The sequence below is a fragment of the Pantoea sp. BS_8 genome (assembly GCF_041954965.1).
Classification (GTDB): domain Bacteria; phylum Pseudomonadota; class Gammaproteobacteria; order Enterobacterales; family Enterobacteriaceae; genus Pantoea; species Pantoea stewartii.
Window position 1 is genome coordinate 591,845 of the sequence record NZ_JAVAXU010000002.1, and the last position, 12,149, is coordinate 603,993.

At 53.6% G+C, this 12,149-nt stretch carries 10 protein-coding genes; 2 read left to right on the forward strand and 8 right to left on the reverse strand.

The annotated features are described in order from the left end of the window. Positions 1-64 precede the first annotated feature (64 nt). Genes RAC65_RS08275 through RAC65_RS08285 form a run of 3 tightly spaced genes read right to left on the reverse strand, consistent with a single transcriptional unit; the run spans position 65 to position 4,088 of the window. Complete coding sequence (locus tag RAC65_RS08275) at positions 65-1,840, reverse strand: SmdB family multidrug efflux ABC transporter permease/ATP-binding protein (protein WP_006117947.1); 1,776 nt, start codon at positions 1,838-1,840, stop codon at positions 65-67. Next, positions 1,833-3,602: a SmdA family multidrug ABC transporter permease/ATP-binding protein gene (locus tag RAC65_RS08280; protein WP_375096569.1), complete on the reverse strand. Its 1,770-nt coding sequence runs from the start codon at positions 3,600-3,602 to the stop codon at positions 1,833-1,835. Before RAC65_RS08280 ends, RAC65_RS08275 begins: the two co-directional genes overlap by 8 nt. A 24-nt stretch (positions 3,603-3,626) precedes the next feature. Beyond that, positions 3,627-4,088 (reverse strand): Lrp/AsnC family transcriptional regulator, encoded by a 462-nt coding sequence (locus RAC65_RS08285; protein ID WP_033738670.1) that lies wholly within the window; start codon positions 4,086-4,088, stop codon positions 3,627-3,629. A 116-nt stretch (positions 4,089-4,204) separates the two neighbouring features. Here RAC65_RS08285 and RAC65_RS08290 point away from each other — a divergent pair, with 116 nt between their 5' ends. Both RAC65_RS08290 and queC read left to right on the forward strand, forming a co-directional pair. Then, complete coding sequence (locus RAC65_RS08290; protein ID WP_058708281.1) at positions 4,205-5,239, forward strand: PLP-dependent cysteine synthase family protein; 1,035 nt, start codon at positions 4,205-4,207, stop codon at positions 5,237-5,239. Positions 5,240-5,347: 108 nt separating this feature from the next. Then, entirely contained in the window at positions 5,348-6,043 is a 696-nt protein-coding gene (gene queC / locus RAC65_RS08295) for a 7-cyano-7-deazaguanine synthase QueC (protein ID WP_006117951.1), read from the forward strand. 36 nt (positions 6,044-6,079) lie between these two features. Here queC and RAC65_RS08300 read toward each other — a convergent pair whose 3' ends face one another. The 5 genes from RAC65_RS08300 to lon all read right to left on the reverse strand — a co-directional run bounded on the left by RAC65_RS08300 (position 6,080) and on the right by lon (position 12,004). Beyond that, the gene (locus RAC65_RS08300; protein ID WP_006117953.1) at positions 6,080-6,484 is read right to left on the reverse strand and encodes a thioesterase family protein; all 405 of its coding nucleotides are present in this window, start codon (positions 6,482-6,484) and stop codon (positions 6,080-6,082) included. A 95-nt stretch (positions 6,485-6,579) separates the two neighbouring features. Then, positions 6,580-6,903: a helix-hairpin-helix domain-containing protein gene (locus RAC65_RS08305; protein WP_033738667.1), complete on the reverse strand. Its 324-nt coding sequence runs from the start codon at positions 6,901-6,903 to the stop codon at positions 6,580-6,582. A 139-nt stretch (positions 6,904-7,042) separates the two neighbouring features. Next, entirely contained in the window at positions 7,043-8,911 is a 1,869-nt protein-coding gene (gene ppiD / locus RAC65_RS08310) for a peptidylprolyl isomerase (RefSeq protein ID WP_375096570.1), read from the reverse strand. A 250-nt stretch (positions 8,912-9,161) separates the two neighbouring features. Beyond that, positions 9,162-9,434 carry a nucleoid-associated protein HU-beta gene (gene hupB / locus RAC65_RS08315; RefSeq protein ID WP_006117956.1) on the reverse strand — a complete coding sequence of 91 codons (273 nt, stop codon included), beginning with the start codon at positions 9,432-9,434 and terminating at the stop codon, positions 9,162-9,164. A 215-nt stretch (positions 9,435-9,649) separates the two neighbouring features. Next, a complete protein-coding gene (lon, locus tag RAC65_RS08320) occupies positions 9,650-12,004 on the reverse strand; it encodes an endopeptidase La (protein ID WP_033738666.1) in 2,355 nt (784 codons plus the stop codon). Positions 12,005-12,149: the final 145 nt, after the last annotated feature.

Sequence of the window (12,149 nt, forward strand, 5' to 3'; positions counted from 1 at the left end):
GTTAAGCACAAAGAAGTGCATCCAAACGGGTCAACAAGGAAAAAATGCGCAAAAAAGGTGCAAATCATCCGGCACTGGTCAGCACCTCATCCGATTCGAGCCGATCACCTGCCTGCTGCAGCTGGTACATTTGCCAGTAACGGCCCTGCAAGGCCAGCAGCTGCTGATGATTCCCCTGCTCGACAACGCGGCCACGGTGCAAAACCAGAATCGTATCGGCCTCGGTGATAGTGGAAAGGCGGTGAGCAATCACTACCAGGGTCGTATATTGACGTAAGGTGCGCAGCGTGTGTTGGATCGCCTGCTCCGTGCCGGAGTCAATATTCGCGGTAGCTTCATCCAGTATTAAAATCTGCGGCAGTTGCACCAGCACCCGAGCCAGGGCCAGTAACTGTTTCTGCCCTACCGAGAGATTATTACCCTGCTCTCCCAGTCGGGTATGGATACCGTCAGGCAAGGCGCGCGCCAGCGGGGCCAGCTGTACCTGTTCAAGTACCGACCAGACCGCCTCTTCACTGATATCCCGACCCAGCCGTACATTCGCTAACAGCGTGTCGGCCAGCACCACCGGATCCTGCTGTACCATCGCGATACCGCGACGCAGTGCCTCATGGGAATACTGGTTAAGCGGACGATCGTCCAGGCGCACCTCGCCGCGCGTGGCGGGGTAATAGCCCATCAGCAAATTTGCCAGGGTGCTCTTGCCGCTGCCGGTATGTCCCACCAGGGCGACAAAGCCCCGCGAAGGCACGTCGAGATCAATATTACTCAGCACCTCACGATCGTCCCGGTAGGCAAAGCTCAGGTTCTCCAGCGTAATGCGCCCCGATTGCAGAGGCCGATCGTCATGACCGTAATGCTGCTGTGGCGCATCCATGAGTTCAAAAATACGTTCGCCCGCCACGACCGCCTGTTGCAGCATCGACTGTTGGGTGGTCAGTTCGATCAGCGGTTCATTGAGGCGCCCCAGATAGGTAATAAAGGCGTAAAGTACCCCAACTTCAAACACACCCGGCACCGAAAAGCTGAACAGCAACAGTAATCCGCAGAGTATCAGCGCGGAGAACAGGCTCAGCAGCGGCCGTAGCAGGAAACCATCCAGCCTGAGCGTTTCCATGCGCGCCAGATAATGTGAACGGCTGGCCTCCAGCATGCGTTCACCAAAGCGCGCCTGCTGGCGAAACTGTTGTATCACGCTCATTCCGCTGATGACTTCATTGAAGCCATTATTAATGTCTGCCAGGTAGCTGCGTACACGACGGGCTATCGGCGTGCTGTAGCGCTGATAAATCAGCATCACAATGAGCACCATCGGGAAAATTAACATCGCCACCAGCGCCATGCGCCAGTCCAGACTAAACATCGCCACCATCATGGCACCGACCAGCGCGGCGCTACGCAGCACCGTTGCCACCACCGTGACGTACAGATCCCGAACGACTTCGGTATCATTCGTGACCCGGGAAATAATTTGCCCGACAGGCTGTGTATCAAAGGCGCCGAGCGGCTGGCGCAGTGCCGCATTCATGGCGTCGGTGCGCAGGCGCTGTACCACGCCAATGGCGGCCCGGTTAAACAGTAAGGCCTGCCAGTAATGCAAAGCGGCAGCCAGAAGCTGCAACAGGATAAAACTTACGACCAGTCCCGCCACCGTGCCCCACGGCATCTGATGCTTTGCGACCAGATTATCAATAAAATAGCTCACCAGAACCGGACCGGTCACTTCTGCCGCAGCCGCAATCCACAGCATCAACACGGCCAGAGACAATGACTTGCGCCACGGGCTGCCATAACTGAGCAGGCGTTTGAGCGTTGGCCACATACGTTGTGATTTAGCCATGTGCCACCTCTTCTTCCCTCTCATCGTCGTCCAGTGCCGCTTCCAGCTGTTGGTAACGGTACATATCGCGATACCAGCCAGGCATATTCGCCAGCCCGGCATGATCGCCACGTTGTGCCACCATGCCTTTTTGCAGCACCAGAATTTCGCTGGCCTCTGTCAGCGCCGACAAACGATGCGCACTGATAATGATCGTTCGCCCTCTGCCCCACTGCCGCAGATTATGCAGGATGTCGTGTTCAGTGCGACCATCAACCGCCGAGAGTGCATCATCAAGCACCAGAATTTCCGCATTCATCAGCAAGGCACGGGCGATGGAAATGCGTTGTTTTTGACCACCCGACAGCATGACGCCGCGCTCGCCCACCTCGGTTTCATAGCCCTGCGGCAGACGCAGAATATCCTCGTGCACGCAGGCCATTTTCGCCGCCTGCTCAATCTCGTCCTGCGTGGCGTTGGGCTTACCCAACGCAATATTACGGGCCACGCTGTCCGAGAACAGGAACGGAGTTTGGCTCACCACGGCCAGGCGACTGCGCCAGCTGTCCAGACGCAGCGACGGCAGCGGGATGGCATGGTAGCGAATATCACCCTGCTGAATGTCGAAATGACGCTGAATCAGACTCAGTAACGTGGTTTTACCACTGCCGGTCGGGCCACACAGCCCCAGCATATCGCCCGGTTTTAACTGGAACGTGACATTGCTTAATACCGCACCGGCACTGGCGGGATAATGAAATTCGCGGATAGCCACCTGCAGCGTTCCCGCCGGCTCAGGCAAGGTGTGATCACCGTCTTCCACCACTGGCGCTTCGGATAATAATGCGCGGATGCGGCTCCAGGCTGCGCTGCCACGTTCAACGATGTTAAACATCCATGCCAGCGCCAGCATCGGCCAAATCATCAGGCCAAGATACATTACAAAGCTGGTGAGCTGGCCCAGCGTCATGTCTCCGTGCCACACCAGCCAGCTTCCGCCGCCTATCGCCAGCAGGTTGGCAAAACCAATGGCAATATAGATGGTGGGATCGAAACGCGCATCCACCCGGGCGACGCGCAGATTTTTTTCGCCGGTATCGCGTGCAATATCGGCAAACTGCTGGGACTGATGCTGCTCAAGTCCAAATGCTTTGATCATACGGATACTGGTCAGGCTCTCCTGCGTTTGATCGTTCAGGCTGGAAAAGGCAGCCTGAGCCAGTTTGAAACGGTTATGGAGTTGCTCGCCATAGCGGTGAATCACCAGTGCCATAAACGGCATCGGAATAAGCGAAATCAGCGTTAACTGCCAGCTGATTTGGGTACTCATGGCAATCAGCACAACACATCCCATCACCAGCGAATCCACCAGCGTGAGCACGCCTTCCCCGGCAGCAAAAACCACGCGATCCACATCGTTCGTGGCACGGGCAATGAGATCGCCGGTGCGATGGCGCAGGTAAAAGGCGGGCTGCTGTCGGCTGAGCTGACGGTAAAAGTCCTCGCGTAATTCGACGGCGAGTTGATAGGACGCGCCAAACAACAGCACGCGCCAGACATAACGCAGCAGATAAACCACGACGGCAGTCAGCAGCATCACCCCAATCCACATCATAATGCGGCTGGCGCTCATGCTGTGATGCGTTACGCCGTCAACCACCACGCCAACCACCCACGGCGGCAGAAGTTGCAGCACGGCAATGATGATTAATAAAGTGACGGCGCCCAGATAACGCCGCCACTCACGGATAAAATACCAACTTAACTGGCTGAATAATCGCACAAGGCAGCTCTCAATCTCAGGTAATCAGGGGGCAACCGGCAGGGCTGTAGTGTATTTGATCTCTTCCATCGCAAAGCTGGAGGTCACATCGATCAGGCCTGTTACACCATTAACTAAACGCTTATAGAAGGCATCATAACTTTTCATGTCGGCAACCTGAATACGCAGCAGATAATCATACTCCCCGGCCATGCGATAGAAGCCCATCACTTCAGGCATGCTTTGCACTACCGACACAAATTCCTGATACCAGTCTTTGCTGTGCTGGGTGGTTTTCACAAACATAAAGGCGGTAAGTGACAGGCCGAGTTTTTCATTATCAAGTAGGGCAACGCGTGCGCGGATGAAGCCATCTTCTTCCAGCTTTTTCAGGCGCTTCCAGCAGGGCGTGGTGGTGAGGTTAACCGCATCCGCCAGTACCTGGAGCGAAACTGTGCAATCCTGCTGCAGCATCGCCAGCAGTTTAAGGTCGATTTTATCTAACATGCGCACTCCGGTAGAAATTTTTTCTCCATTACGCCGATCTTACTGCAAAAGCTGCAAGCTCTTTTTCCTGCACGTGCCTTAAAATAGGGGCTTTCACCCGGTCGGAAATAACCCTTATGTCTTCATGCTGGATACGCCACGCGATAAACGAAATCAATGCTGACTTTCAACGCTCTGCGGATACGCATCTGATCCGCTTTGCATTGCCCGATTTCCCGGGAATCGGGTTCTATCTGAAAGACGAAAGTACGCATCCCAGCGGCAGCCTGAAACATCGTCTGGCGCGGTCATTGTTTCTTTATGCTCTCGCTAATGGCTGGATCAAACAGGGTACACCCGTGATTGAAGCGTCATCGGGCAGCACCGCCGTCTCAGAGGCGTATTTTGCCCGCCTGCTGGGCCTGCCCTTTATCGCCGTGATGCCAGCCAGTACCGCCCGACGTAAAATCGAACAAATCACGTTCTATGGCGGCCAGTGTCATTTTGTGAGCGATCCCTGTCAGCTTTATGCCGAATCAGAACGGCTGGCGCGGGAACTGAATGGCCACTTCATGGATCAGTTCACCTATGCAGAGCGGGCAACTGACTGGCGCGGCAATAACAACATTGCCGAGAGTATTTTCCGCCAGATGGCGAATGAGCCTTTTCCTGTTCCTCATACGCTGATTATGAGTGCGGGAACCGGTGGGACCTCCGCCACGCTTGGCCGCTACATTCGCTATCAGGGATGCGATACCCGTTTGCTGGTTGTTGATCCGGAGCATTCCGTGTTTTACGACTACTGGCGAAACCGTGATGCCTCGCTCACCGGTCAGCGCGGCAGCATGATTGAAGGCATTGGACGTCCGCGCGTGGAGCCGTCGTTTATGCCCGACGTTATTGATGAAATGATCAAAGTCCCGGATGCAGCCTCGATTGCCGCCATGCTTAAGCTGGAAACCCTGCTGGGGCGTAAACCGGGCCCGTCTACCGGCACAAACTTCTGGGGCATGATGCAGGTGGCCAAACGCCTGCGCGACAATAACCAACAGGGTTCACTGGTTACCCTGCTGTGCGACAGCGGCGAGCGCTATCCTGACACTTACTACCAGCCTGACTGGGTCGCACAACATATTGGTGATATCACGCCCTGGCAGCGCGAACTGGAATAATATTTCACCCCGCCAGGCAGATATAACCCGATGTGATCGCCGCCTGCAGCTGTTCAGCGGCGCACTCAGGTATTACCATAAGCGCAAATGTTTAAACTGGGATATCTCATGAAACGCGCTGTTGTGGTGTTTAGCGGTGGGCAAGACTCCACCACCTGTCTGGTTCAGGCTTTGCAACGTTATGATGAAGTGCACTGTGTGACCTTTGATTACGGTCAGCGTCATCGTGAAGAGATTGACGTTGCCCGCGACCTGGCCCTGAAGCTGGGTGCCCGTGCTCATAAAGTGCTGGATGTGACGATGCTGAATGCGCTGGCGGTGAGCAGCCTGACACGTGACAGCATCCCGGTGCCATCGTATGACCCGACTGCAACCGGCCTGCCCAGCACCTTTGTCCCCGGCCGCAATATCCTGTTTCTGACCCTGGCATCAGTTTATGCCTATCAGGTTGAAGCGGAAGCGGTCATCACAGGCGTTTGCGAGACCGACTTCTCGGGCTACCCCGACTGCCGCGATGAGTTTGTCAAGGCGCTCAACCATGCCGTCAGCCTGGGCATGGCGCGTAACATTCGTTTTGAAACACCGCTGATGTGGCTTAATAAAGCCGAAACCTGGGCGCTGGCCGATTACTGGCAGCAGCTCACCTTAATCCGCGAAGACACCCTCACCTGCTACAACGGCATTAAAGGCGATGGTTGCGGCGACTGTGCCGCCTGCCATCTGCGGGCCAATGGCCTGAAGGCCTATCAGCAGGATCGCGCTGGCATTATGGCCGCCATGAAGGCCAAAACCGGTCTGGAATAATACTTTTGCGGCGACGATGGCGTGTCGCCGCCTCAATCAGGCCGGCTTCATTAATCTTTCCAGTCGCTGCCGCAGTTCTCCTTCGAGCGGAACGGCTTTTTGCGTGCGAAGATCAATGCACACAAACGTCAGTGCAGCATCCGCGACCACCGTTTCACTGCCCGCTAACAAAATGTGTTGAGTGATGATGCCACTTTTCCCATTAAGTTGCTTAATATCACTGCTGACCTCCAGTACGTCGCCCAATACGGCCGGGCGACGATAATTGATATTGATGTTTACCACCACAAAAGCCAGTTTTTGCTCAAGCAGCCAGGTAAAGGCCTCTGCTTCTTCCAGCCATTGCCAGCGCGCTTCCTCTAAAAACTCCAGATAACGCGCATTGTTAACATGCTGGTAAACATCCAGATGATAGCCGCGCACTTTTATCGTGGTCTGCATGATCCTTCTCCTGCTGCTTATTGACTGGTTGGACCTGTTCACTCTAGCAGAGTCCCGCCCTGACAGCAGGTTAAGCATCAGAGTTGCGCTTCACTTCACAATTTTAACCGTGAGGCATTTCGCTCCACCAGCGCGTGACCAAAGCCAGGCACGTCTTTCAGTTGATCCACCGCCGTGAACGGCCCGTATTCTTCACGATAGCTGACGATAGATTGCGCCTTTTTCAGACCAACGCCATTCATCACCGCTGAGAGTTGCTCCGCCGTGGCTTCATTGATACTGACCTGCTCCTGATGCGGCATTGAAACCTGTGCAGCCTGTGTCTCACTGGGGGTTTCCGCCGCTGCCAGTGGCGTTTGAACGAGGGCGCCACACAGGGCGAGGGAAAGATAAAAGGCATGTAAGTGGGTTTTAGCCATGCTGTGTTTCTCCTTGTGTTAAACAGCAGGCTCAGCGTGTCATGTCCGCTAAACAGACTCAAAGGGCAACGTTCTAAAATGGAAAAGGCCGCATAAGCGGCCTTTAGTCATTTCAGCTGTTACCTGAAATTTGCGAGGATTACTGCATTTGAGCAGCGGCACCGTATTTGATTTTGGCCGCTTTACGCAGGTTTTGCAGTAAGGCTTCAAAGGTCAGTTGCGCGTTGTTTTGCGTGACGCCTTTGACCATCTCGTCAATCTGAGCCTGAGGCAGGCTACCGGTTGTAACCTTATTCACCGCGATCAGCACCACATTGCCTTGCATGTCCTCACCCACGCCCCATGACGGTTTGTTATCCGCTGGCTCTGGCAGGTTGAAGGCAGCCTGAGCAACGGGATCCTGCGTGTTACGGTCAACCGTTTTGCTGGCGCTTAACGTCAGACCTGCGGCTTTCAGCACATCCGGTTTACCGGCTTTCAGCTCGGCTAACAGTTTATCAGCCTGGGCTTTTGCCTGTTGCGTCGCTTTATCATGCTTGATCGTCTCGGTGATTTGCGCTTTTACCTTGTCGAGGGGTTCCAGCGCTTCGGGTTTATGCGCACTGATACGCAGCACAAAGGCACGATCGCCATCGACATTGATGATGTCAGAGTTATTTCCGGGCGCACCGTTTTGTCCCACTAACCCACCATTGAAGATGGCCTGCTTAACGGCATCAAAGTCGAGATCTTTAGGCACATCGTCACGGCTGAACCAGCCTGTTTCTGTGGCTTTCATACCTGACGCCTGCTCTGCACCAGCCAGCGACTCATTATCATTGCTCGCGGCTTCACTGACTTTCTGCTGCAGTTTGTAGAATTCCGCCTGTGCTTTATCCTGTTTGACCGCGTCCGCGATCTCATCGCGTACTTCCGCCAGCGGTTTAACCTGCTCAGGCTTGATGTCGTCAAGACGGGCAATCAGGAAACCCACAGAAGACTTGATTACACCGGAAAGCTGACCCTTTTCTTTCAGTCCCGCATTCTTCAGCTCGTCTGGCGTTGTTGACGGCTCAAGCCAGCCCATATCGCCGCCTTTACGGGAAGATATCGGGTCAATGGATTTGGTTTTTGCCAGTTCCGCGAAATCCGCGCCGCCTTTCAGCTGCGCCAGAATAGCGTCGGCATCGGCTTCGGTTTTGGTCTGAATCACGCTGTAACGATCGCGCTGGGGCTGCGTGTAGTCCGCTTTATGTTGCTCGTACCAGGCCTGAATATCCGCATCGCTGGCATTTTCCTGCATGCTGGCGGCATCCAGTTTGATATAGCTTACGCGGAACTGCTCAGGGGCCATAAAGCTGCTTTTATGCTGCTGATAATACTGGTTGATTTCATCGTCATTGACGGTTTGCTTTGCAGCCAGAGCATTCACATCGAGGATAGCCGTCTGAATATCACGCTTTTGCGCCACCAAATCCACCAGCTTAGTGGTTTCATTTTTCAGCATAAAATCGGTATTCGCGACCGCATTGATCAACTGTTGGGTGGCCAGTTGTTTACGCAACGCTTCGGCATACTGATCCGGCGTGAATCCCATATTGCGGATCATCGCATTGTATTTAGCATTATCGAACTTGCCGTTGGTCTGAAACGCAGACTGGCTGAAGATAGCCTGTTTGACCTGATCGTCACTGATGGCAATATGCAGATCTTTTATGTAGGTATCCAGTAATGCCTGGTCAATCAGCTGAGACAGCGCCTGCTGGCGCATCTGCTGCATGTAACCTTCGTTGCCCGCAAGCTGCGAGAACTGATCACCCAGCATCTGCTGCTGACGATTGCGCTCGTTGTTGAACGCCTGCTCTAACTGCGCACGGCTGATCTCCTGGCCATTAACTTTGGCCGCATAATCGTTGTTACCGCCAATCAGATAGTTGCCAACGCCGGTCAGCACAAAGGAGAGAATGATCAACCCCAAAATAATCTTGAGCACGACATGGTTCGACGCCGCGCGTAAATTGTCCATCATGGTATGACAACACTCCGCTGTAGTGTGAATGTAAAGCCCTGCCGCAATAACGCCATCTTCCCGACGCATTACTCCGCTGCAAGTCTGGCTGGCAGCATGCATCCTGTTGAGACAAGTCTCGCAACCTTAAACCGCCTCTCCGGATGTAAAAAAGGCACATCTTATTGATGTGCCCGTATGTTACATGAGAACGCGTTAACCGTCCTCTAATCCACTCAAGAAAATGTGTTATTGAGTGGTGGCGTTGTCATTAGTTGACAGCGTCTTTCAGTGCCTTACCTGCACGGAAACCCGGTACTTTACCTGCCGGGATAGTAATCTCTTTACCGGTTTGTGGGTTACGGCCGGTGCGCGCTGCACGCTCACGTACTGAGAAAGTGCCGAAACCTACCAGCGCCACTTCATCTCCGCTTTTCAGCGCGTCAGAAACAGAGCCCATAAATGCATCTAAAACACGTCCTGCTGCTGCTTTAGAAATGTCGGCATCGGCAGCAATTTTATCGATCAGTTGTGACTTATTCACTCTATTCATCCCCTCTTTATTATTTCACATCGTACCCACGCTTCCTGTCGGGCACGAACGCGCAGCAAGTTATATCAAGCCTTATATGCCGAAACAACGGTAATCCTCTTATAACATCGCTTCAGCAGCCACCTAAATTAGCGGGACAAAAAAAAGCTGGCAAGCACCAATTGGTGTTGCCAGCGCGGCTTTTTAACGCTTTATGCCATTAATCACTATTTTGCGGTAGCTACCTGCATACCGTAAGGCGCGTTTTCCAGTGCCAGGTTCAGCACTTCCTCAATACGCTTGACCGGATGAATTTCCAGATCGGCAATCACGTTCTGAGGAATTTCTTCCAGATCGCGTTTGTTTTCGTCCGGGATCAGCACCACTTTAATACCACCGCGGTGTGCCGCCAGCAGCTTCTCTTTCAGCCCGCCGATAGGCAGGACCTGACCACGCAGGGTGATCTCGCCGGTCATCGCGACGTTTGAACGCACCGGGTTACCGGTCAGGCAGGACACCAGGGCAGTACACATAGCAATACCGGCACTGGGACCATCTTTCGGCGTCGCGCCTTCCGGTACGTGCACATGGATATCGCGTTTTTCATAGAAATCGCCATTGATACCCAGTTTTTCCGCCCGGGCGCGGACGACAGTCAGCGCGGCCTGAATGGATTCCTGCATGACTTCGCCCAGCGAACCGGTATAAGTCAGCTTGCCTTTGCCCGGTACACAGGCGGTTTCAATGGTCAGCAAATCGCCACCCACTTCCGTCCAGGCCAGACCTGTTACCTGACCCACGCGGTTTTCGCTGTCGGCGCGGCCATAGTCAAAACGCTGCACCCCAAGGAAATCCTTCAGGTTTTCACCATTAATGGTGATATGCTTTTTGGTTTTGTCCATCAGCAGCGTTTTCACTGCTTTACGGCACAGCTTGGACAGTTCACGTTCCAGGCTACGCACACCGGCTTCACGCGTGTAGTAACGAATGATGCCAATGATGGCGCTGTCTTCGACGGTGATCTCAGACGATTTCAGGGCGTTACGCTCAATCTGCTTCGGCAGTAAGTGCTGCTTGGCGATATTGAGTTTTTCGTCCTCGGTATAGCCAGACAGACGAATCACTTCCATACGATCCAGCAGTGGAGCCGGAATGTTCATGGAGTTCGACGTCGCCACAAACATCACATCAGACAGATCGTAATCGACTTCCAGATAGTGATCGTTAAAGGCGATGTTCTGTTCAGGATCCAGCACTTCCAGCAGCGCTGAGGCCGGATCGCCGCGCATATCCGACGACATTTTGTCGATTTCATCCAACAGGAACAGCGGGTTTTTCACGCCGACTTTCGCCATCTTCTGAATCAACTTGCCCGGCATAGAGCCAATATAGGTACGGCGATGACCGCGAATTTCCGCTTCATCCCGCACGCCGCCGAGGGCCATGCGTACATACTTACGCCCGGTTGCTTTCGCAATAGACTGACCCAGCGAGGTTTTACCCACGCCCGGCGGTCCCACCAGACACAGAATCGGCCCTTTAATTTTGCTGACGCGACTTTGCACCGCAAGGTACTCAAGGATGCGGTCTTTGACGCGTTCCAGGCCATAATGGTCGGTATCCAGCGTTTCCTGGGCTTTGCGCAGATCTTTCTTCACTTTGCTGCGCGCATTCCACGGAACCTGAACCATCCAGTCGATATAGCCGCGCACCACGGTCGCCTCAGCAGACATCGGCGACATCATTTTCAGCTTCTGCAGTTCTGCTTCAGCTTTCTCACGCGCTTCCTGCGGCATTTTGGCCGCATCGATTTTACGTTTTAACGCTTCGTACTCGTCAGGCGTATCATCCATCTCGCCCAGCTCTTTCTGAATGGCCTTCATCTGCTCATTCAGGTAGTACTCACGCTGGCTCTTTTCCATCTGCTTTTTGACGCGATTGCGAATGCGTTTCTCAACCTGCAGCAGATCGATTTCAGATTCCATCATGGCCATCAGATATTCCAGACGTTCATTGACGTCTGACATCTCCAGCACTGACTGTTTATCCGCGAGTTTTAATGGCATGTGCGCCGCCACCGTATCCGCCAGGCGCGCCGCATCATCAATATTGTTCAGTGACGTTAAGACCTCAGGCGGGATCTTTTTATTCAGTTTGATATAGCCTTCAAACTGATTGATCGCCGTGCGCACCAGCACTTCCTGCTCGCGCTCTTCAATCTCCGGAGAGACCAGATATTCCGCCTGGGCGACAAAATGGTCACCGTTGTCAGCCAGCGTAGTGATATTGGCACGCTGTAAACCTTCAACCAGCACTTTTACCGTTCCGTCTGGCAGTTTTAACATCTGCAGTACGGAGGCAATGGTACCCACTGAAAAAAGATCGTTTATGCCAGGTTCATCCGTTGAAGCCTCTTTCTGTGCGACCAGCATGATCTTTTTATCATGATCCATTGCGGCTTCGAGGCACCGAATTGATTTTTCCCGGCCAACAAACAACGGAATTACCATGTGCGGATAAACTACCACGTCGCGCAACGGCAGGACGGGGATTTCAATGCGTTCAGAACGCTCAGGATTCATAGAGCTCTCTCTTAGTTTAGTGTCCGCAAGGTGATGGGTACCGCATCAGGCAGGTGTGCGGTCAAACCCACAGGTGTCTGAGTATATGGGGATGATTGTCAGACATTCAATGTCACAACGGTGAGAAATGCAAAAGGGGAAAGAT